This is a genomic window from Haloarcula nitratireducens, assembly GCF_019599505.1.
The window spans coordinates 85,523-105,846 of sequence record NZ_RKLT01000007.1; the positions used below are offsets into that span (position 1 = coordinate 85,523).

Below are 20,324 nucleotides of genomic sequence, written 5' to 3' on the forward strand. Positions count from 1 at the left end.
GGGCACGGGAGCTACCGCCCGTGCCGCGACGCGTCGACGACGGCGATCTCGTCGAGCATCGTCTCGGTCCACGATTCGAGGTCGTTGCGCTGAATCTCGCGGCGCAGTGATGTCATCCGACGTTCTCGCTCCTTGTCCGACATCGCGAGCGCCTCGTGGATAGCGCTTGCGAACTCGTCGGTGTTCTGGGGCGTCACCGAGAGCACGTCGTCGCCGATCCGGTCGTGGATTCCGGCCTGCTCGCTCAGGACGAGCGCGCCCGGGTCCTCGGCCTGCGCGGCGACGTACTCCTGGGCGACGAGGTTCATCCCGTCGCGGATCGGGCTGACGAGCGCGGCGTCGGCCGCCCGGTAGAGCGCGTACAGCGTCTCGTTGGAGACGTAACCGGTCTCGTAGACCACCGGTCGCCAGTCGTCGGTCCCGAACCGGTCGTTGATGCGCGCGACCGCCTCGGCCACCTCCGTCTGCACCGCCTCGTAGGCGGGGATCTCCGAGCGGCTCTCCGAGCCGATCTGCACGTACGTGAACGACTCGCGTAGGTCCGGCTGCTCCTCGAAGAGCCGTTCGAGCGCCTGCAGGCGCTCGGGGATGCCTTTCGTGTAGTCCAGCCTGTCGACGCCGAGCGCCAGCGTCCCCTCGGTGTCTATACCGTGGTCGTCCGCGAACTCCCGGAAGCGGTCGTGTGACGCCGATCCGGCGGCCTGCTCCTGGATGCGGTCCGCTTCTACGCCGAGCGGGAACGACCGGACGGTGAGCCGCCCGTCCGGTTGGTGGACGACGCCGGCGTCTAAGTCCACCGTGGCCATCGGAATCAGCTCGTCCACGCAGCGCAGGAAGTTCTCGCAGTACCGGTCGACGTGGAAGCCCAGCAGGTCGTTGCCGAGCAGGCCGCGCAGTATCTCCTCGCCGTGGGGACACGCGCGGAAGGTGTCGGGACCGGGCCACGGGATGTGCCAGAAGTGGGCGATCGCCGGGTCGTGCTCCGTCTGTTCCCGAATCATGCTCGGGGCGAGTCCGAAGTGGTAGTCCTGCAACCAGACGACCGACTCCTCGTCCACCCGCTCGGCGACGGTGTCCGCGAAGCGCCGGTTCACCTCGCGGTAGGCCTCCCAGTGCCGGCGCTCGCTCTCCATCTTGGTCAGCGCCGCGTGACAGATCGGCCAGAGGACTTGGTTACTGAACCCGAGGTAGTAGTTCTCCTGCTCCTCCTCGGAGAGCCAGACGCGTTCGAGCGTGTACCGGTTCTCGTCGGCGTCCGGCGGGACCTGCACGCGGTTCTCGTCGTCGACGACCTCGCGGTCGGCGTCGCCGTCGCCCCAGGCGATCCACGTCCCGCCGAGGCGCCGCATCGCGCCGTCTAGCCCGCTCGTCAGACCGCCGTTCGGCCGGTCGACGGTGATGTCGTCTCCCTCCCAGTCGTGGCGGTAGGGCTCCCTGTTCGAGACGACGAGGTACTTGCTATCCGTCGATTCGGACAGCGCCGTCCCCCGTAACTGTCGGTCGGTAGTTCTCGAATTCACCAGTTGTAGGACCTCTCGTTCTCGTCTGTACACTCACCTCCCAACGAGTTACTCCCTCTCCTTGTACCTGCGAGGGATATTTATAGGACTTGAGAAGTCGAGCCGAAACCCGGACACAGTTCGGTGGTCGCAGCCAGCGGCAGCGTTCAGCGCGCCGCATTCGAATCGCCGGGATCGCGCGGTTTCACACGCAAGCACAGACTAGGTAGTTCCAGTTACGGAATCGGGAATCCCCGGCATGCCCTCGAAAAACAGCGACGAGAACGACAGGCCTCGGGATTCGACGGGTTCGTTCGAGAACCGCTATCCCGGCCTCGAACGCCTCTCCGCCGACCCCGACAACGCACAGACCGCGTCGCGCGCGCACCTCGAAGACTACCTGACGCCGCGCGAGCAACACTACATCAGGAACCACCACCGCACGCCCGACATCGACGAGAGCGAGTGGACCGTCTCGCTGACCGGCCTCGTCGAGTCGACCGCCGACCTCTCGATGGACGAGCTGAAGCACGACTACCCGACCGACTCCGTGATGCACATGATGGAGTGTTCGGGCAACGGTCGCGCGTACTTCTCGCCCGACGCGGCGGGCGACCAGTGGACGGTCGGTGCCGTCGGCAACGCCATCTGGACGGGGACGCCGCTCCGGGCGGTCCTGGAGGACCACGGAGCCGCCACCGACGACGGGCGCTGGCTCACCGCCGTCGGCGGCGAAGCCAAAGAGGACGAGGACGTGTTCGCGCGCTCGATCCCGATGGCGAAAGCCCTGGAGGACTGTCTGCTGGCCTACGAGATGAACGGAAAGCCGATGAGCGCCGAACACGGCTTCCCGGTTCGGTTGCTCGTCCCCGGGTGGTTCGGCAACAACAGCGTGAAGTGGGTCGAACAGCTGCACGTGATGGACGAGATGGTCAACGGCGAGGCGTGGGAGTCGAGAGACGGGCGGGACTACACGGAGTACCAGCAGTCCTCCTATCGCCTCCTCCCGGCGCAGGACGACGAACCGGAGCGTCACGCCGACGTCGAGACCTTCGACACGCAGGACCAGATGCGAGCCGAGGGGGAGGTTCGGAACGCCTACTTCTTCGACCAACTCGTCAAGTCACTGCTCACCTCGCCGGAGGACGGAGCGGAACTCGCTCCCGCGTCGGACGGCCGCGTCGAACTCACCGGCGTCGCGTGGTCCGGCGACGATCCGGTCGCGGGCGTCGAGGTCTCGACCGACGGCGGCGAGACGTGGGACGAGGCGTCCTTCGTCGGCCCGGAGCTCGGGCAGTACACCGTCCGGAAGTTCCGGTACGTCTGGGAGACCGAGGCGGGCGAACACACGCTCCTCTCCAGAGCGACCGACGAGCGAGGGCGGACGCAGCCGGCGACGGTCTCCGACCCGGACGAGGGCCGTCGCGGCATCGAAGACGACGAGTACCCCTGGAACCAGAAGGGGTACGGCAACAACGCCTACGAACCGCTGGGGATCACCGTCACTGTCCGCGACTAACTGTTTGTCACTTCGCCTCTCCGAGGCGGACGAGGAGTTTATCGCCGAGGACGACGCCGGCCGCGATGGCGGTCCAGAGGCCGAGGACGGCGGCGAACAGCACCAGCCAGCCGGGGACCGGTGTCGCTACTGACCCGCCGTGGAGCGGCGTGAGGGAGAGCAACGAGGTGGGGCTCGTCGCGGGAATCCACATCATATACGTCCCTCCGCGACTGCTCAGGCGGCCCCCCTCGAACTGCCGTCTCGATTTCTCGTCCCGGTCCTGTAGATGTAGTACCCGGCGGCGATGAAGAGGAGGCTGACCGCCGCCCAGTGAGGGTTGTATCGGCCGGCTTGCGAGAGCGGCTGGTGCAGGCCCAACAGCATGTGGTCGACGACCACGTCGAAGAGATCGAAGACGCCCAGTCCGACGACGGCCGCGCCCGCCACCGGTCGCAGCGCGAGCGGCTCCGCGGTCCGCCGCTCGGACTGCCAGAGCAACCCGCCGCCGACGCACATGATCGAGAGCATCGTCAGCGAGAAGAGCCCGTCGGCGAGGATGTTCGTCCGGAGCCCGGAGAGCGTGTCCTGCGGGTAGACGGCCGAGACGAGGTGATGCCACTGGAGGACGTGGTGTAACACCAGTACGTCTATCAATCCGCTGAAGCCGAATCCGAACACGCCCGCCGCGAGGAGCGCCCGCCGCGTTACCCCGTCACCCAGCGTCGAGGAACCGCCGGCGGACCCGGTCGTTTCGTCGCTCATTACCGGAGGAACGGCCGCCACGGATAAATCCGCTGGACCGGGAAATACAAGCGGGCCGCGGTCACCGACGCGACTCCGGGATTCGACGCGCCGTCGTTAGAACGGCACGATCCCCGCCCAGAAGCCGCCGGCGTACGGGATGACGATGACGGCGATGAGGACGAACGGAAGCATCATCAGCAGCATCATGATCGCGTAGCCGAAGATGTCCCGGGCGCGCATGTCGGTGATCGCCAGCAGCGGGAGCGCCCAGAACGGCTGGACGAGGTCCGCGAGCGACGCGCCGAACGTGTAGGCGACCAGCGTCTGCCCGAGGGGAACGCCGAGGTCCTGGGCCGCGGGGACGACGATCGGCCCGATGACGGTCCACTCGCCGCCGCCCGACGGGACGAACGTGTTGACGACCGCCGAGATGATGACCACGGCGGCCGGGTACGTCTCCGGCCCCGCGAAGCTCACGATCGACTCCGCGATGGTCTCCGCGAGCCCGGAGTTCTGCGTCATCCCGATGATGCCCGCGTAGAAGGGGAACTGGAGGATGATGTCGCCGGTCGAGTCGATAGCCTCGGCGAACCGCTCCTCGTAGGCCTGCGGGCTCGTGAACAGGGCGAACCCGATGAACAGGAACGCGAAGTTCACCGTGTTGAGGTTCAGCGCGTTCAGCCCTCTCGTCGCGAACGTGTATATGGCGAAGACGACGCCGGTCACCGCGATGACGCCGCCGATCAGGCGGCTGTTGTTCATCTTGTCGGACGGCGTCGGGGAGTCAGGTGCGTCGTCGCCGACGCGGTCCTTCTCGGGACCTTCTTCTCCCGACCCGTCGGTCGCCGTCGTTTCGCCGGCCCGGACGTTCGCCTCGGTCAACTCGCTCTCGGGCAGGAACTCCGTGATGCCATCGGACTTAGAGTCGGGCGGCGAGAGGAAGTAGAGCACGACCAGCGAGTAGGCGATGCTGATCACCAGCAGCGACACCATGTACGGGTGGAATATCGTCTCGGTGACGGGCACGAGCTGGTCGATGATCCCCTGTTCGATGAAGATGTTCCCCGGGGTGTTCATCAGGAGGACGGACGCCCCCGAGAGGCCCATGTTCCACGTCAGCGCGAGCCCCATGTACCCGGCCACGCAGAGCAGCGGGTAGTGGATGTTCAGGCCGCGTTCGTTCGCCTGTCGCCCCATCTCGCGCGCCAGCAGCGCGCCGACGATGAGGCCGAGTCCCCAGTGGAACCACGCCGTCACCATCGCTATCAGCGCCACCAGCAGAATCCCCTGTCTGGCGGTCGACGGGATCGAGAGCAGTCGCTTTATCTGATTCTGGATGAAGGGATGGTACGCCAGCACGAACCCGGTCACCAGGATCAACACTGCTTGCATAGTAAACGACAGCAACACCCAGAAGCCGTCGAACCAGTACTGAACCATCTGTACCGGACCGGCCCCCTCGATCAGGACACCGATGACGAAGACTATGTACGTGAGGAGGATGGCGAAGATGAACGGACTCGGCATCCACCGTTCGACGCGCGCCGAGAGACGGGCGCCCGTGCGCTGTAACAGCGTGCCTTCGGTCTGCGATTGTTCGCTCGAACTCATGGATTTTCTAGCGGGCTATCGCGACTGCCGGACGAGCGTCGAAGCGCTCGCTGAATCGGATATACGATGAGTCGATGTGGCTCCCCCGTTCACTTGGGAGACTTGCTTGCATGCTTTGCTATTGCATGCATACCGTTCTATTTTCAGCTGTCTGGAGCGCTCGGTCCGCGAGTGATCCGTCGAGACGGAAACGGGACACGCCGGCCGCTCCTATCGGGCGAGATCGCGTCGAACCGCCCCGTAGAACCGCCGAGCCGCGTGAGACACAGCGGCCGGTTCGTCCCGCTCGAGCGGTTTGGTATCGGTACGGGTTGGCGCATATCCGCCCGCAGACGTATCGAACGGGATAGACCTCTCATATCACGTCTCATATGGGTCGTCCGCGCCGAGATAGGTGATGGCACGAGGCACAACGTATCTGGCGAAGCGCGCCTCACGACGAAACATGATCGAGGCCACCGGGGCGATGCTCGGACTGACGGCGGCGAGCGGCACTGTCACCGGGAGAGCGACTCGGAGTCGGGTTCGAGAGTCACGCGACGGCCCGCGCGTGACGGCACATCGCGGATTCAGGGACGTGTTCCCGCAGAACACGGTCGCCGCCGTCGAAGGCGCGTCGCGACTGGGTGCCGACCGGATCGAGATCGACGCCGTGGCGACGGGCGACGGCGAGATCGTCGTCTTCCACGACGAGCGCCTGGACGACCTCACGGACGAATCGGGGCCCGTCGCCGAGACGCCCGCGGAGACGGTCCTCGACGCCGAGGTCCTCGGCTCCGGCGAGACGGTCCCGACGCTCGCACGGGCGCTCGAAGCGGCCGAGTCGAACGTCACGATGAACGTCGAGTTCAAGGCGTCCGGCCCGCTCTCCTGGACGGAGTTCGCGGAGCGCGCCCTGCGCGTCGCGTCGCGCGAGTCGGAGCGGTTCTACGTCTCCTCGTTCGACCCGGACGCGCTCCGGGCGGTAACAGACGTCTCGCCGCACACCGACGTGGCTCCGATCTTCGGGCGGAACGCCGCCGAGAACCTGGAGATCGCCCGCGAACTCGACGCCGAGGCGGTCAACTGCTCGCTCGGAGTGCTCGACCGCGATCTCGTCGAGACGGCCCACGACGAGGGTCGAGAGGTGAACGTCTGGACGGTCGACACGTGGCGCGAGGCGCGCGCCCCGATCGAGTTGGGCGCGGACGGACTGATCGCGGACTACCCGAACATGACGGCCTTCGCCGCGGGCGGGTCGCGTGGGTCCGGGTCGAGTCAGTAGGTTCTCCCTAGGTTCGAGGGTGCGACTGCTCCCGGCGGGACTGTTACTCGGCGAATTCGAAGCTGCCCGAGTCGCTATCGCCGGTATCGCGATCGAACTCTACAGGCGGGCTACGTAGTATAGTTACTCAGATATGCTATGCAGTATAGCTATTCAAGTGGACTCAGCTATACGGCCAGATCACAATCGACCGATCCGCGACACCGGCTGGAGCGAAGCCCTCTCTCGCCCGTTGCAGCCCTCAGTTAGCGATGATCCGGGCGATCCAGACGATCGGTATCACCGGGATCGCCAGCCCCGTAACGAGTAGTATGATCGCGATCACTATCTTCTCGGCGCGGCTCGAGTCGTGCCAGATCGACTGCCACATGTCGTCGATCGCCCGTGCCGTCCGCTGGATGAGCCCGGCCATACCTGCAGTGACGGTATCGGGACGGAAAACCCCACCGTCCGCGGCGGTCGTCGGCCGCCCCGGGGTCACTCGCGGGTGATGCGGACGCGCCACTGGTCGTCGGCGACCCGCTCGGTCTCGTACTCGAAACCGCGGCTGAGCAAGACGTCGTAGAGCGGTTCCGGCTCGAAGCTGTTGACGAGTTCGAGCGTTTCGTCGCTCTCGAGGTCAGACAGGGCCGCTGCGATGCGAGTGAACGGTTCGTCGTCGACGTCGCGGACGTCGAGCGTCGTGTCCGAAGACATGGCGGGTAGTCGACACCGCAATCGTGTAGCCGTTCGCTCGAACACGTTCGGGAACCGGCGGTCGGTCCCTATCCGGCCGCGCTCCGCCTTGAATACCCGCAGTTCGGGGGGTGAGAAGTGACGGGGCGGCGCGACGAACTACGGTGCGATGGACGTAGCCAGCGACGTCACGGAGCTAGTCGGCGAAACGCCCCTACTGCGGCTCGACGCGTTCGCGCCGAACCTGCTCGGCAAGGTCGAAGCGGCCAACCCGGGAGGGTCGGTGAAGGACCGGGTCGCGGTTGCGATGCTCGAACGGGCCCGCGAGGCGGGACTCCTCGAACCGGGCGGGACGGTCGTCGAACCGACCAGCGGCAACACCGGGATCGGGCTCGCCGTCGCGGCGGCGGCCGAGGGATACGACCTCGTGTTGACGATGCCGGAGTCGATGAGCGAGGAGCGGCGCGACCTCCTCCGCGCGCTGGGTGCCGACCTCGTCCTCACGCCGGCCGACGGCGGGATGGCCGAGGCCATCGAGGCGGCGGAGACCATCGCCGACGAACGCGAGGACAGCTTCGTCCCGCAGCAGTTCGCCAACCTCGCGAACCCTCGCGTCCACCGGGAGACCACCGGCCCGGAGATCTGGCGGGCGACCGACGGCGAGGTCGACGCCGTCGTCGCGGGCGTCGGGACCGGCGGGACCATCACGGGCGTCTCGGCGGCGCTGAAAGCGGACCGCGACGCCGACGTCCGGTCGATCGCCGTCGAACCAGCCGACTCGGCCGTGCTCTCGGGCGGCGAGCCGGGGGGTCACTCGATACAGGGCATCGGTGCCGGGTTCGTCCCGGAAGTGCTCCGGACCGAGCTGTTAGACGAGGTCCACACCGTCGAGTCAGACGAGGCGACCGCGGCCGCCCGCCGACTCGCCGGCGAACAGGGACTGCTCGTCGGGATCTCGTCGGGGGCCGCTATCGCAGTCGCGGAGCGGATCGCCGCCGACGCGCCGGACGAAACTGTCGTCGTCGTCCTTCCCGACGCCGGCGAACGATATCTCTCGACCGAGCTGTTCGCGTAGGTCCGACCGCGTCGCAGGGGACTCGAACATGTTCGCCGCCGGCCACTTCGTCGGCGGTGGCGTAGCTCGGCGTATGGGACTCGTAGTCGAGTTCGCAGTCGGATCCCCCGGTCGCTGTCCGGTCGCGAAAGCCTCGGAACGGGCCGGCGAGCGAATCACGGACGTCGCCCGCACGTCGCTCCGCGGCGATGGCGCTATCACCGAGGAGTTCAGGCTCCCCGCGCACGCGTCGGTCGAGGAGGCCATTCCTAGCCTCGACGTGGTCGCGACCACCGAGTCGGAGACGATATACCGCTTCGAGCGCGACGCGGCGAGCGACTGCGTCTGTGAGGTCGTCGAACGCGTGGCCGGTCCCGCGACCGACGTCCGAGCAGAGGACGGGACGCTCGTCGTGACCGTCGTCGTCGAGGAACTGGCGACGGTTCGAACGGTCGTCGAGCGTCTCCGGGCGGCGTTCGACGGCGTCAGCGTCCGCCGGCTGACGGCCGCGGGGGACGCAGACGACGAGGTGGCGTCGCTCTCCGGAGAGGAGCTCACCGAACGCCAGCGCGAGGTGGTTCGGACGGCCTACGAGATGGGGTACTTCGAGTACCCGAAAGGGGCCAACGCCGGCGACGTCGCCGACGCGCTGGGCATCTGTCGCTCGACGTTCGCGGAGCACGTGGCGGCGGCCACCGGCAAACTGTTCGAGGCTCGATTCGACGTCGACGACATCGGCGACGCCGTCACGCCGGCGGCCGCTCGTCGGTGACCCGTCCCTCGACGAACGACTTGACTATCGCCTCCTCGGCCCGGTGGAGCGTATCGCTACACGAGGACTTGGCGATGCCGACCGTCTCGGCCAGTTCGGTCAGCGAGCAGCCGCGGGGCGTGTCGTAGTAGCCCTCCTCGACGGCGGTCGCGACGATCTCTCGCTGGCGGTCGGTCAGCACCTGCTCGCTCGCCGCGCGCTGGTGGACGTAGTCGACGGTGAACCGGATGCCGAACTCCTCCAGTTGCTCGCCCAGCGCCGAGAGCCGGTCGTTCGGCGCGGTCACCTCCCAGTCGGCCACGCCGTCCCGGATGTCGAACGGCATCTGGAGCGGGGTCCCCGACCCGCGAGCGGGGAACAGGAGCAGCGGATTCGTCGTCTCGAACTGGACGAGCGCCTCCCCGTCCAGGTGTTGCAGCGTCTCGAAGTCGGTCAGTTCCTCCTCGTCGGCCATCTCGGCCACCACCGCGGCGGCGTCCGGCCCGGTCACCTCCGCCAGACCGACGCCGGTCAGTCCGTCCGGAATCGCCGCGAGCACTCGCACCCGCGTCTCGGGGTGGTTCCGGGTGATGTCGCCGATCCAGATGTCCGATGGAATCGTCAGTCGGAGTTTCGCTTCCGGCATCGTACGCGAACATCTTCGCCCCGGCTCCCCATCAGTGTTGCCGAACATGTTCGACCGCTCGCTCGGTTTCGGAACATTCGACTGCGGGGGCGGCGAAGTTCCGGTCGTGCGAACTGTCACAGTGACGCGCGAGCTCGACGCCGACCCCGACTGCGTCCGCGCGGCGATGCTGGACGTCGGCGAGTTCATGCGCGCGGGCGGGTTCGACGACGTGACCGTCGACGGCGACGTCGTCACGATCGCCAACAGCGTCGGGCTCGTGACGATCGAACTGGTCCTCGAAGTCGTCGACGACCCGGACGCGGTGCTGACCTACGAACAGCGCGACGGCGTCTTCGAGGAGATGGTCACTCGCTACGACATCGCTGCGACCGACGGCGGGGTCACGGTCAGCGCCGCGACCGAGTTCGCGTTACAGGCCCGCCTCGTCGGTCCACTGCTCGACGCCACCGTCATCGACCGCCAGCGGCGCGTCGAACTGAACGCCCAGTTCGACTACCTCGCGGCGCGCTGTGAGTGACGAACGCGTTCGGGTGAGCGTTCACCCCGATGGAGCGCCGTTGTCCGACTATGAGTGACGTCTCCCGCGGCGACGCCGACCCGGTGACCGACCGCGTCCACGAGAACTCGTGGTCGGCGAACCTAGAGGAACCCCGCCACGCGGCGGACCGCTCTCTCGTCCTCGCCCACGCCGTCGACGCCGTCGAACACACGGCACCGGGTCACCACGTCAACCTCGTCACGCACGGCGCACACGGTCACCCCGAGGCGTACCTCTATCCTCACCTCGAAGCGACGTACGGGGACGCCGTCGACTACGAGTACGTCGAGCGGTGCGGTTGCGGCGGCCACGTCACGAGGGTCCACGTCGAGTAACGAGCGACGGTGCGCCCGAATCGTCACCGCCGCCCCTGCCGGCGCACACGCCGACGCGTGCCGCGAACATGTTCGGAGACACCGGAAGGACGGTCCGGTTCGTACCGGGAGCTATGGCCGCCATCCCCGGAAGCGTCGACACCGACTTACAGCCGCCGATGACCGTCCCGCTCCGTCACTTCTGGGTCGGACTGACCGCGCTGCTCGCCGGGTCGGTCGTCGGGGTCGGACTGGTCGCCGGCGTCGTGCCCGGACTGGGTCGGCTCGCCCTCGTTCACCTGTTCCTGATCGGTTGGGTCTGTATCACGATCATGGGCGCGATGACGCAGTTCGTCCCCGTCTGGTCGGGCGTTCCGCTCCACTCGCGCCGGCTGGCCGCGGTCCAGCTCGCCCTCGTCACCGCCGGACTCATCGGGTTCGTCGCCTCGCTGCTCCTCGGTGCACTCGCTCTTCTACCGGTGTTCGGTACCGCGATGTTGGCCGGGTTCTGGGTGTTCGCCTACAACGTCGGTCGGACGCTGGCTCGCGCGGGCCGGCTCGATGTCACCGAGCGCCACTTCGCCCTGTCGCTCGGGTTCTTCGTCGTCCTCACGGCGTTCGGACTCGCGCTCGCCGTCGACTTCACCCGGCCGTTCCTCGCTCAGTACTCGGTAAGCCGGTCGAACGTCGTGCTGGCACACGCGACGCTGGCCGTCTTCGGCGCGGTACTCACGACGGTCTACGGGGCGCTGTACCAGCTCGCGACGATGTTCACGCAGACGGAACTCCACGGTATCGACGACCATCTCAAGCGAACCGAGGAAGTCGGTCACCCGGTCGGCGTCGCACTCCTGGCCGTCGGCCGGCTCGTCGGCTCGGAACCGGCCGCCGCGCTCGGCGGCCTGCTCGTCTGTCTCGCCGCGCTCTCGTTCGGGGCGATACTCGCCCGCAAGCTGTTCGAGATGCGCGTCGAGCGGACGCCGATGCACACGCGCTACGCCGTCGTCGCGCTCTCGCTCTCGTCGTGGGCGCTCCTGACCGTCCCGGCGTGGGCGACCGACCCGCTCGCGCGGGCGCATCTGCTGGGCGGTCCGGGGACGACGCACCTCCTCGTCCTCGGAACCGTCGGGTTCGTCGTCCTCGGGACGCTCTACCACGTCGTTCCGTTCGTCGTCTGGGTCCACCGATACAGCGACCTGCTCGGGTTCGAGGACGTACCGATGATAGACGACCTCTACCACGGCAGGCTCGCCGCCGCGGACGCGGCGTTGCTGATCAGCGGCACGGCGCTCCTCGCCGCGGCGGACCTCGTCCCCGCGGCGGTGGCGCTCCGCGGCGTCGGTGGCGTCCTCGTCGGTCTGGGCGTTTTCGCCTTCGCCGTGAACATGCGGTCCGTGCTCCGAAACCACAGCCGGCACTCGGTCGGCGGTCTGCTCCTCGGCAGGTATGCCCCGACTCGGGCGGGGTTGTCGCCGGATCGGGGATCGAGCGCCGACGGACGCCGCGAGTGACTTCAGAAGGGGGTGTCGCCGGACGGCCCGCCGACGGTCCCGTCGCCGGTCGAGAGGTCGCCCGTCTCTCGGAACCGCGCTTCCCGGTGGCGTAACCGCTCGTTGATAGCGACCGCCTGCTGGTGCATCGGTGCCACTCTCACGCGCACGAGGTCGTACTCGTGGCGTTCGAGCGTCCCGTTCCACGCGCGGAACGCGCCGAGCGTGAGCGTGTCGCTCTGCGGGCAGAACTCCGTCGTCGGCGTGAACTCCGCGCGGAGGACCGGCGGGTCGTCGGCCTCGCGCGCGTAGCGGAAACCGCTGTCGGGGTGCCGGCGATCGAGATCGAGCCGAGCCAGGTTGTAGCCGAACGTGACGTCGTAGACGCCGCGCTCCTCGAAACACTCCCGCGAGAGGCGGTGGAACGCGGCGTGTTCCCGACCGGTCAGCACGTCGTGGTCTGCGAGGAACGGACCGGGTTCGGGGAGGGACTCGGCGACGAACTCGTCGTAGCTGTCGAACGTCTCGTCACCGTCGGTGTCGAACGGCCGCGGGAGGTTCATGGGCGACGGTTCGCCGGCGACGCGTCTATCTCTGCTCCCGAACGTGTTCGGGGCAAGCGGGAGGGAGGACGGCGACCACCGCTCGGTATGGTCGCGACAGATTTCGACAGCGAACGCGAGTTCGACGACGACCGGTTCCGCGCGCACGTCCTCGCTGAGTCGGCGGCACAGAAGGTGGTCATGGGGTACTTCCGGCCGGGTCAGTTCATTCCCGTCCACGCGCCCGACAGCGACGTGGCCGTCACGGTCCACGAGGGGGAGGGAATCGTGCGCGAGGGCGAGACCGACCATCGCGTCGGACCCGGTTCCGTGGTGGTCGTCCCGGCGGGCGAGGCCCGGGGGGTCCGCGCCGAGTCCGAGCTGACGGCGACGCTCGTGACCGCACCGCCGCCGGGCGACGCCGCGCACGACCCGGTCAGACGCGGCCTCGCTCGGGGCGAGTTCGAACCGGAAACGTGAGGAACCCCGACAGACCCGAACATGTCCGCGGCAACCGTCTCCGGTGACGGGGCGGTAGCTCCGGTCGTATGCCGGAAACCACGCTCGACCTGCGCGACGTCCCGCCGCCCGAACGCCACCCGATGATCCACGCGGCGTTCGAGGCGCTCGACAGCGGTACCGCCCTGGAGATCGTCAACGACCACGAACCGAAGCCGCTGTTCTACGAGTTCCGGGCCGAAGTCGAGGCGTTCGACGCCGAGAACTACACCTGTGAGCGCCGCGACGCCGGAGAGTTCGTCGCGACGCTCCCCAAGGAGTGAGTCGGATGGGCGTCGAACGAGCGAACGTCGACGCGGCCGAGAGCGAGGGACGGACCGCGCTGTTCGAGGGCGAACCCCGCACGGTCCACCTGTCGCTCTCGGCCGAGCAGCGCGTCCCGCCCCACGACCATCCGGAACGCCGGATACTCTTTCACGTCCTCGACGGCGAGATCGCGCTCGACCTCGACGAGGAGACGTACGATCTCTCGGCGGGCGACGCGCTCCGCTTCGACGGCGACCGTCAGATATCGCCCGAAGCGGTCACGGACGCGCGAGCGCTCGTCGTCCTCGCGAAGGGGTAGTCGCCGGCCGGCGACCGCCCTCGACGCCTTCGGAACGCGGCGATCTTCGCGAGCGCTCGCTACCGCCGGAGCGCGAGCGCGACGGGCGACAGCCGTTCGAGGAGGCGGTCGGCCAGTTCTTCGACGGCGGCCCGCTGTTCCGCGGAGATCGCACCGTTCGCCCGCAGCTGCGAGCACGCGCGCTCGACGGCCTCGTCGCGGACGGTCTCCGCTCGGTCGCGTCGCCGGGACGGCTCGTCCTCCGCCGCTGGCGACCGACGCGTCACGGTTCTCGCCAGATGACGGTGACGACCGCGCCGTCCCGTTCGACCGTGTCGTAGGCGTACCCGCGGTCGTCGAGCTTCGGATAGAGGTGCCGCGGTGCCCGGTCGTTGTACTGGACGAGGACGACGTCGTCGTCGAGGGTCGGCAGCAGTTCGAGCGTCCGCCGGAGCGGCGCGGGCGGGCCGGCGGCGGCGACGTCCAGCGTCTCGACGGGGCCGTCGGTCGGCGCGTCAGTCTCTCGTAGAACCGAGTCGGGGGGCTGCATACGCGGGGGTTCTCGCCTCCCGATAGCGAGGGTTTCCCCGAACACGTTCGGGAACGGTCGCCGCTACCGATCGTCGTCTCGTTTGACCACGGGAGCGAACGCCAACGGCGACAGGAGGCCGGCGACGAGCGACAGCGCGAGCGCCGCCGTCCCCCAGTCAGCCGCGCTGAGGTCGCCGGCCGAGCTCCCCGATCCGCCGCTCGACTGTCCGCCGCTCCCGCCGATCTCGGCGTCGCCGACGACGACGACGCCTTTCATCCCCATCGACTTGTGCGGGAGACAGAAGTACTTCGCCACGCCGGTCTCCTCGAACGTCTGCTCGAACGTGAAGCCGGTCTCGTTCGTCATCTCGCTCTCGAAGTTACCGGCGTCGTCGACGACGTTGTGACTCCCGTTGACCCACTTCCAGGTCACGGTCGTGCCGGGGTCGACGCGGACGGCCGCCGGCCCGAAGCCGAAGTTGCCGCCGTTGGCCTCCACGCCGACTTCGATAGTGACCGAGTCGCTCCCGGTCTCGTCGACCACGCCGTCGTAGTTCTCCACGCCGTCCAGCCATCCGTCGAAGGCGGTCTGTGCGCGTGCGGGGCGCGCGTTTCCGAGCGCAGCGCCGCCGACGGCGACGCCTGCACCCGCTCGAAGGACGCTCCGTCGCGAGTAGGTTTCGGCTGTCATCAACAGAGTGTACGGTGACGGTATATAAACTACGCTCGCGGATTCTCACGCGCTGGGAAGGGTGGGGGCGCTGTGCGGGACGCGGGCCGCGACGGGGCGGTCGGCGTGTGCCGTCGGGAGACACGTAGCTACGCCGTGCCGTCCGCGCCCGCTCCGGGAAGCGGCCCGTCGTAGCCCTCGGGGACGTGCGCACAGAGCGGGTCGCTCGCCAGCGGGTCGCCGGTCGCCGCGTACGCCCGAGAGCGACTCCCGCCGCAGACCCGTCGGTACTCGCAGGCTCCGCACTTCCCCGTCAGCCGGCTCCGGTCCCGGAGCGCGGTGAACAGCTCCGAGCGCCGGTACACGTCTACCACGTCGTCCTCGCGGACGTTCCCGGCGGTCTCCGGCAGGAATCCCGACGGGAAGATCTCTCCGGTGTGGCTCACGAACGCGAACCCGTCGCCCGCGACGATACCCGCTCGGCGCTTCGCGGCGGCGTCCGCCCGCTCGTCCCCGCTCCCGTCGACCGATTGCCGCCGCTGGATACCGACCCGGCGATAGTGAGGGGCTTCGGTGGTTTTGATCCCGAACGGCGCCTCCGAGCGGAGGTCGTGTAGCCACCCCATCACCCGCTCGGCTCGCGCGGGCTCGATGGGGTCGAGGACTTGCCCCCGTCCCACGGGAACGAGGAAGAAGACGCTCCAGAGCACCGCCCCGAGGTCCGCGACTCGCTCGGCGATGGCCGGCAGTTCGTCGACGGTCTGCGCGCAGACGGTCGTGTTTATCTGGAGCGGCAGCCCGGCGGCGGTGGCGTCGCGGGCGGCCCGAACCGTCTCCTCGAAGCTCCCCGCCTCCCCGCGGAAGGCGTCGTGGTTCGCCGGCGTCGCGCCGTCGAGACTGACCGCCATCCGGCGGAGGCCCGCGTCGGCGAGGTCGGCGACGGCGTCGCCGGTCAGTTCGCTCGTCCCGCTCGGGGTCAGCGTCATCGAGAGTCCCCGGTCGGTGCCGTAGTCGACCAGTTCGACGAGGTCGGGGCGCTTCATCGGGTCGCCGCCCGAGAGGACGACGAGTTGCTCGTCGCCGAACGCTCGCACGTCGTCGAGCAGCTCCTTTCCCTCGGCGGTGGTGAGTTCGTCTGGATGTCGAGCCGCCCGGGCGTCGGCGCGGCAGTGCTCGCAGGAGAGCTCGCAGGCCTGCGTGACCTCCCAGATCAGTACCAGCGGGCGCTCGGCCGTGTCTGCGGGTGCTCGCATACGGAGCGATACCGGCTCGCCCCGAAAAACGGGACGGCAGCGTTCCCAGTCGCTGGGAACCGCCTGCGGGCTGTTTGTAGTCGAGCGCGAAACCGGCAGGTATGCCGAACGACTCCCCGGAACTGAACCACGAAGTGACGGCACCGCGGGCGGGCACCGCCCGCGAGTGGGAACTGTTCGTCAGCGAGGACGCCACCGAGTCGCCGAGACACGTCGGTAGCGTCACCGCGCCCACGCGGGAGGCGGCGCTCGAACGGGCCGAACTGCACGTCGGTCGGGACGCGGCAACGCTGTGGCTCTGTCCGGCCGACGAGGTGACGCGGCGAACGGCCGAAACCGCGGCGCTCTCGAACAGATGATATCGGTCAGCAAACTGCTCTGTGGGACGGACGCCGAGGGCGACGGGCTCCGGTACGACGCGGCCGGCGAGTCCGGGAAGCCACAGATAACCGAGCGGAAGCAGCGCCGCCCGGTCGTGGTCTGGAACGTCACGAAGCAGTGCAACCTCTACTGTACGCACTGTTACGCCTCGGCGGACACCGAGACGGCACCGGGGGAACTGTCGACGGGAGAGGGGAAGGCACTGCTGGACGACCTGGCGGACTACGGCGCGCCGGTGGTCCTGTTCTCGGGCGGCGAGCCGCTGGTCCGGGACGACCTGACGGAACTCGTCGCTCACGCGGCCGAGCGGGGACTGCGGCCCGTCCTCTCGACGAACGGGACGTTGCTCACCCGGGAACGCGCCGCGGCGCTCCGGGACGCCGGGCTTCGGTACGCCGGCGTCTCCGTCGACGGGCTCCCCGAGCGCAACGACGCCTTCCGCGGGAAGGAGGGGGCGTTCGACGCGGCCGTCCGCGGCATCGAACGCTGCCTCGACGCGGGTCTCAAGACCGGGCTTCGGTACACCATCACCGACCACAACGCCGCCGATCTGGAGGGCGTCGTCGACCTGCTGACCGACGTCGGTCTCGACCGCTTCTGCTTCTACCACCTCGACTACGGCGGCCGCGGGACCGAGATTCTGGACGCCGACCTGACCCCGGCGGAACGCCGCGAGGCCGTCCGCCGCGTCTGTGACCTGACCCGCGAGTACCACGACCGGGGCGAGGCGATCGAGACGCTGCTGGTCGGTAACTACGCCGACGCGGGCTATCTGGTCGAGTACGCCCGCGACCGACTCGGCGAGACCTGGGCCGACCGAATCCGCGAGTACCTCCGGGTCAACGGCGGCGACCCGGCGGGCGAGCGCGTGGCCAACGTCGACTATCAGGGCAACGTCCACCCGACGCAGTTCTGGCAGGGGTACTCGCTGGGCAACGTCCGCGACCGGCCGTTCGGCGCGATCTGGGACGACGAGTCGAACCCCCTCCTGGACGCGCTCCGGAACAGGGACGAACGGCTGACCGGGCGATGCGCCGACTGTCGGTACCGCGACGTCTGTCGGGGCGGGTCGCGCCTCCGGGCGCTCACCGTCCGCGACGACCTGTTCGCGCCCGACCCGCAGTGTTACCTCACCGACGCGGAGGTCGGCGTCCGCTCGGGGGAGTGAGCGGGGTTTCCGCCACCGGCGCTCGGAGGTATGTATAAAAGCGGGCGAACCTGTTCGCCCCCGTTCCCGCTCGCTCGAAATCCGCTCGACGGTATATGGTTACGGGGGAGCGAGCACCGGATGTCGATGAACCGCAACACGCAATCGCGACGGCAGTTCCTCCGAGCGACGGTGGTAACGACCGGCGGCATCGCGCTCGCCGGCTGTTCGAACAGCGGTGGGTCGTCCGCGGACGGGGCCGGTGAGTCCGGCGGCGACGGCGGCAGCGAACCGACGACCGAAGCGAGCGGCGGCGCGACGCAGACGAGCACGGTCGAGATGACCGACGAACTCACGTTCGAACCGAAGGCCATCGAGGTCACGGCCGGCACCGAGGTCACCTGGGAGAACGTCGGCAGTATCGGCCACACCGTGACCGCCTACGAGGGCAAGATACCCGACGGCGCGGCGTACTTCGCCTCCGGCGACTTCGACAGCCAACAGGCGGCCAAAGACGGCTACGGTAACGGGCAGAAGGGCAACGTCCCGAAGGGCGAGAGCTACTCGCACACGTTCGAGACGAAGGGCACCTACGAGTACTACTGCGTCCCCCACGAGATGAACGGGATGGTCGGCACGGTGGAGGTGGTGTAGATGAGCCCCGACGCGAGCGAGCGGCGCAGTCCCGAGGAAGTCGTCGACGAGTACGAGCGGCGACTGGAGAGCGTCCTGGCCGAGGTCGACGAACCGGTCCCCGACGACGAGGGGCCGACGCTCGAACTGGCCGGGCTGGAGCTCGACCGGCGCGACTTCATGAAGACCGGCATCGCGGCCGGCGCGATGGGCGCGGTCGCCGGCTGCTCGAGCCTCTCTCCCGGCGGCGGGAGCGGCGGCGGCCAGTCCGGCTCGTCCGAGTCCGGCGTCGACCACAAGGTCGCGCCCGGCGAGCACGACGAGTACTACGGCTTCTGGTCGGGCGGCCACTCCGGTGAACTTCGCGTCGTCGGCATCCCGTCGATGCGCGAGCTGACCCGAATCCCAGTGTTCAACACCGACTGCGCGTCCGGCTACGGCTACGACGACGAGACACGCGCGATGCTGGAAGAGGGCGGCGGCTACACGTGGGGTGACAACCACCACCCGAACCTCTCGGAGACCGACGGCGACTACGACGGCGAGTACCTGTTCGTCAACGACAAGGCCAACGGCCGCATCGCCCGGGTGAACCTGAAGTACTTCGAGACGGACGCTATCTTGGACGTCCCGAACATGCAGGCCATCCACGGCTGTTCCGTCCTCTCGCCCGATACGAAGTACGTCCTCGGCAACGGCGAGTTCCGAGCGCCGGTACCCAACGACGGGACCGCCGCGAACGACCCCGACGCCTACGAGTCGCTGTTCGTCGCCGTCGACCCGGAGACGATGGAGACGAAGTGGCAGGTGTCCGTCGACGGCAACCTCGACATCGTCGACACGGGCAAGGAGGGCCGCTGGGCCATCGCGTCCTGTTACAACAGCGAGGAGGCGACGGACATCCAGGGGATGACCCGCGACGACCGGGACTACCTCAAGGCGTTCGACATTCCCGCCATCGAGAAGGCCGTGAAAAACGGGCGGTACGACCGAGAAGTAAACGGCGTCCCCATCGTCGACGGGACCCAGTCGAGTCGCCTGAACAAAGGCGACCGCCCGGTCGTCCAGTACATCCCGACGCCGAAGAGCCCCCACTGCGTCGAGGTCGGTCCCGACGGGAAGTACGCCTTCGTCGCGGGCAAGCTGTCGCCGACGGTGACGATGCTCGACCTCGAGAAGCTCGGCTCGGTCTCCGACCCGGCGGACGCCGTCGTCGGCCGGCCGAAAGTCGGTCTCGGACCGCTGCACACGACCTTCGACGGCAACGGCCACGCCTACACGTCCCTCTTCATCGACTCGCAGGTCGCGAAGTGGGACATCGCGGCGGCCGTCGAGGCCGACGAGGGGTCCGAGGACCCGGTCATCGAGAAGCTGGACGTCCACTACAACCCCGGCCACATCCAGGCGCTGGAGGCGATGACGACCGACCCCGACGGCGAGTGGCTCGTCGTCCTGAACAAGCTCTCGAAGGACCGGTTCCTCCCGGTCGGCCCCATCATGCCCGACAACGACCAGCTGATCCACATCGGGCAGGGCGAGAAGGAGATGGAACTGGTCGCCGACCACCCGGCCTACCCCGAACCGCACGACTGCGTCTTCGCGCACAAGGACAAGATCTCGCCGAAGAAGGTCTACGACAGGGCCGACTACGCCGACGAGAAGCCCTACATCGAGGAGAAGGACTCCGGCGTCGAACGCACCGGCGAGTCCTCGGTCCACGTCAAGGCATCGACCAAGCGCTCCGAGTACGGTCTGCCGGAGTTCACGGTCAAAGAAGGGGACGAGGTGCGCCTGACGATGACCAACATCGAGGGCGTGCAGGACATCATCCACGGCGTCGCCATCCCGGAACACGACGTGAACCTCGCCGTCGCGCCGCAGGACACCCGCGAGGTCACCTTCACCGCCGACGACCCCGGCGTCTACTGGATCTACTGCACGTACTTCTGCTCGGCGCTGCACCTGGAGATGCGCAGCCGCATGATCGTCGAGCCGAGCGAGTGAGCGCCGCGAG

Annotated in this window: 26 protein-coding genes; 14 read left to right on the top strand and 12 right to left on the bottom strand. The window is 68.3% G+C overall.

Translation table 11 applies throughout. The annotated features are described in order from the left end of the window. Positions 1-11 precede the first annotated feature (11 nt). A complete protein-coding gene (locus EGH23_RS16415) occupies positions 12-1,520 on the bottom strand; it encodes an alpha,alpha-trehalose-phosphate synthase (UDP-forming) (protein ID WP_328766217.1) in 1,509 nt (502 codons plus the stop codon). Between the two features lie 238 nt (positions 1,521-1,758). On the opposite strand from EGH23_RS16415, the gene EGH23_RS16420 reads away from it, so the two are divergent. Next, positions 1,759-3,018, top strand: a complete 1,260-nt coding sequence (locus tag EGH23_RS16420; protein ID WP_220581073.1) for a sulfite oxidase — start codon at positions 1,759-1,761, stop codon at positions 3,016-3,018. Between the two features lie 7 nt (positions 3,019-3,025). Here EGH23_RS16420 and EGH23_RS16425 read toward each other — a convergent pair whose 3' ends face one another. The 3 genes from EGH23_RS16425 to EGH23_RS16435 all read right to left on the bottom strand — a co-directional run bounded on the left by EGH23_RS16425 (position 3,026) and on the right by EGH23_RS16435 (position 5,355). Then, positions 3,026-3,214 carry a hypothetical protein gene (locus EGH23_RS16425; protein WP_236044880.1) on the bottom strand — a complete coding sequence of 63 codons (189 nt, stop codon included), beginning with the start codon at positions 3,212-3,214 and terminating at the stop codon, positions 3,026-3,028. Between the two features lie 20 nt (positions 3,215-3,234). Next, complete coding sequence (locus EGH23_RS16430) at positions 3,235-3,762, bottom strand: DUF2243 domain-containing protein (protein ID WP_220581074.1); 528 nt, start codon at positions 3,760-3,762, stop codon at positions 3,235-3,237. Between the two features lie 96 nt (positions 3,763-3,858). Next, positions 3,859-5,355 (bottom strand): short-chain fatty acid transporter, encoded by a 1,497-nt coding sequence (locus EGH23_RS16435; protein ID WP_220581075.1) that lies wholly within the window; start codon positions 5,353-5,355, stop codon positions 3,859-3,861. Positions 5,356-5,752: 397 nt separating this feature from the next. On the opposite strand from EGH23_RS16435, the gene EGH23_RS16440 reads away from it, so the two are divergent. After that, positions 5,753-6,619: a glycerophosphodiester phosphodiesterase gene (locus EGH23_RS16440; protein WP_220581076.1), complete on the top strand. Its 867-nt coding sequence runs from the start codon at positions 5,753-5,755 to the stop codon at positions 6,617-6,619. 241 nt (positions 6,620-6,860) lie between these two features. On the opposite strand, the gene EGH23_RS16445 is transcribed toward EGH23_RS16440, so the two are convergent. Continuing rightward, a complete protein-coding gene (locus EGH23_RS16445) occupies positions 6,861-7,031 on the bottom strand; it encodes a hypothetical protein (protein ID WP_220581077.1) in 171 nt (56 codons plus the stop codon). A 65-nt stretch (positions 7,032-7,096) separates the two neighbouring features. After that, complete coding sequence (locus EGH23_RS16450; RefSeq protein WP_220581078.1) at positions 7,097-7,315, bottom strand: DUF2249 domain-containing protein; 219 nt, start codon at positions 7,313-7,315, stop codon at positions 7,097-7,099. 148 nt (positions 7,316-7,463) lie between these two features. Between EGH23_RS16450 and cysK the strand changes: the two genes are divergently transcribed. Both cysK and EGH23_RS16460 read left to right on the top strand, forming a co-directional pair. Next, on the top strand, positions 7,464-8,369 hold the full coding sequence (gene cysK / locus EGH23_RS16455) for a cysteine synthase A (protein WP_220581079.1): 906 nt from the start codon (positions 7,464-7,466) through the stop codon (positions 8,367-8,369). Between the two features lie 73 nt (positions 8,370-8,442). Then, positions 8,443-9,120, top strand: coding sequence for a helix-turn-helix domain-containing protein (locus tag EGH23_RS16460; RefSeq protein ID WP_220581080.1), 678 nt, complete (start codon positions 8,443-8,445; stop codon positions 9,118-9,120). Here EGH23_RS16460 and EGH23_RS16465 read toward each other — a convergent pair. After that, positions 9,095-9,745, bottom strand: coding sequence for a helix-turn-helix domain-containing protein (locus EGH23_RS16465; protein WP_220581081.1), 651 nt, complete (start codon positions 9,743-9,745; stop codon positions 9,095-9,097). The two genes, EGH23_RS16460 and EGH23_RS16465, sit on opposite strands and share 26 nt — an antisense overlap. A gap of 46 nt (positions 9,746-9,791) precedes the next feature. Here EGH23_RS16465 and EGH23_RS16470 point away from each other — a divergent pair, with 46 nt between their 5' ends. The 3 genes from EGH23_RS16470 (at position 9,792) to EGH23_RS16480 (ending at position 12,111) form a co-directional block, all read left to right on the top strand. Beyond that, positions 9,792-10,265, top strand: coding sequence for an SRPBCC family protein (locus EGH23_RS16470; RefSeq protein ID WP_236044881.1), 474 nt, complete (start codon positions 9,792-9,794; stop codon positions 10,263-10,265). A 50-nt stretch (positions 10,266-10,315) separates the two neighbouring features. Next, the gene (locus tag EGH23_RS16475) at positions 10,316-10,621 is read left to right on the top strand and encodes a CGCGG family putative rSAM-modified RiPP protein (protein WP_220581082.1); all 306 of its coding nucleotides are present in this window, start codon (positions 10,316-10,318) and stop codon (positions 10,619-10,621) included. A gap of 113 nt (positions 10,622-10,734) precedes the next feature. After that, on the top strand, positions 10,735-12,111 hold the full coding sequence (locus tag EGH23_RS16480) for a hypothetical protein (protein ID WP_220581083.1): 1,377 nt from the start codon (positions 10,735-10,737) through the stop codon (positions 12,109-12,111). Positions 12,112-12,113: 2 nt separating this feature from the next. On the opposite strand, the gene EGH23_RS16485 is transcribed toward EGH23_RS16480, so the two are convergent. After that, a complete protein-coding gene (locus tag EGH23_RS16485; RefSeq protein ID WP_220581084.1) occupies positions 12,114-12,653 on the bottom strand; it encodes a DUF7998 family protein in 540 nt (179 codons plus the stop codon). 87 nt (positions 12,654-12,740) lie between these two features. Between EGH23_RS16485 and EGH23_RS16490 the strand changes: the two genes are divergently transcribed. From EGH23_RS16490 to EGH23_RS16500, 3 genes are all read left to right on the top strand, one after another. Continuing rightward, entirely contained in the window at positions 12,741-13,112 is a 372-nt protein-coding gene (locus EGH23_RS16490) for a cupin domain-containing protein (RefSeq protein ID WP_220581085.1), read from the top strand. A gap of 68 nt (positions 13,113-13,180) precedes the next feature. After that, entirely contained in the window at positions 13,181-13,414 is a 234-nt protein-coding gene (locus EGH23_RS16495) for a DUF2249 domain-containing protein (RefSeq protein WP_220581086.1), read from the top strand. A 5-nt stretch (positions 13,415-13,419) separates the two neighbouring features. After that, the gene (locus EGH23_RS16500; RefSeq protein WP_220581087.1) at positions 13,420-13,716 is read left to right on the top strand and encodes a cupin domain-containing protein; all 297 of its coding nucleotides are present in this window, start codon (positions 13,420-13,422) and stop codon (positions 13,714-13,716) included. 59 nt (positions 13,717-13,775) lie between these two features. On the opposite strand, the gene EGH23_RS16505 is transcribed toward EGH23_RS16500, so the two are convergent. The 4 genes from EGH23_RS16505 to EGH23_RS16520 all read right to left on the bottom strand — a co-directional run bounded on the left by EGH23_RS16505 (position 13,776) and on the right by EGH23_RS16520 (position 16,149). After that, positions 13,776-13,982, bottom strand: coding sequence for a hypothetical protein (locus EGH23_RS16505; protein WP_220581088.1), 207 nt, complete (start codon positions 13,980-13,982; stop codon positions 13,776-13,778). Then, positions 13,979-14,245: a DUF2249 domain-containing protein gene (locus tag EGH23_RS16510; protein WP_220581089.1), complete on the bottom strand. Its 267-nt coding sequence runs from the start codon at positions 14,243-14,245 to the stop codon at positions 13,979-13,981. The genes EGH23_RS16505 and EGH23_RS16510 overlap by 4 nt, the downstream gene beginning before the upstream one ends. A 63-nt stretch (positions 14,246-14,308) precedes the next feature. After that, the gene (locus EGH23_RS16515; protein WP_220581090.1) at positions 14,309-14,917 is read right to left on the bottom strand and encodes a halocyanin domain-containing protein; all 609 of its coding nucleotides are present in this window, start codon (positions 14,915-14,917) and stop codon (positions 14,309-14,311) included. A 128-nt stretch (positions 14,918-15,045) separates the two neighbouring features. Further along, a complete protein-coding gene (locus EGH23_RS16520; protein WP_220581091.1) occupies positions 15,046-16,149 on the bottom strand; it encodes a TIGR04053 family radical SAM/SPASM domain-containing protein in 1,104 nt (367 codons plus the stop codon). 101 nt (positions 16,150-16,250) lie between these two features. On the opposite strand from EGH23_RS16520, the gene EGH23_RS16525 reads away from it, so the two are divergent. The 4 genes from EGH23_RS16525 (at position 16,251) to nosZ (ending at position 20,314) form a co-directional block, all read left to right on the top strand. Beyond that, positions 16,251-16,508 carry an Htur_1727 family rSAM-partnered candidate RiPP gene (locus EGH23_RS16525; RefSeq protein WP_220581092.1) on the top strand — a complete coding sequence of 86 codons (258 nt, stop codon included), beginning with the start codon at positions 16,251-16,253 and terminating at the stop codon, positions 16,506-16,508. After that, complete coding sequence (locus tag EGH23_RS16530) at positions 16,505-17,698, top strand: TIGR04347 family pseudo-SAM/SPASM protein (RefSeq protein ID WP_220581093.1); 1,194 nt, start codon at positions 16,505-16,507, stop codon at positions 17,696-17,698. The genes EGH23_RS16525 and EGH23_RS16530 overlap by 4 nt, the downstream gene beginning before the upstream one ends. Before the next feature lie 126 nt (positions 17,699-17,824). Then, positions 17,825-18,331, top strand: coding sequence for a plastocyanin/azurin family copper-binding protein (locus EGH23_RS16535; protein WP_220581094.1), 507 nt, complete (start codon positions 17,825-17,827; stop codon positions 18,329-18,331). Beyond that, the gene (nosZ, locus tag EGH23_RS16540) at positions 18,332-20,314 is read left to right on the top strand and encodes a TAT-dependent nitrous-oxide reductase (RefSeq protein ID WP_220581095.1); all 1,983 of its coding nucleotides are present in this window, start codon (positions 18,332-18,334) and stop codon (positions 20,312-20,314) included. The last annotated feature ends 10 nt before the right edge of the window (positions 20,315-20,324 follow it).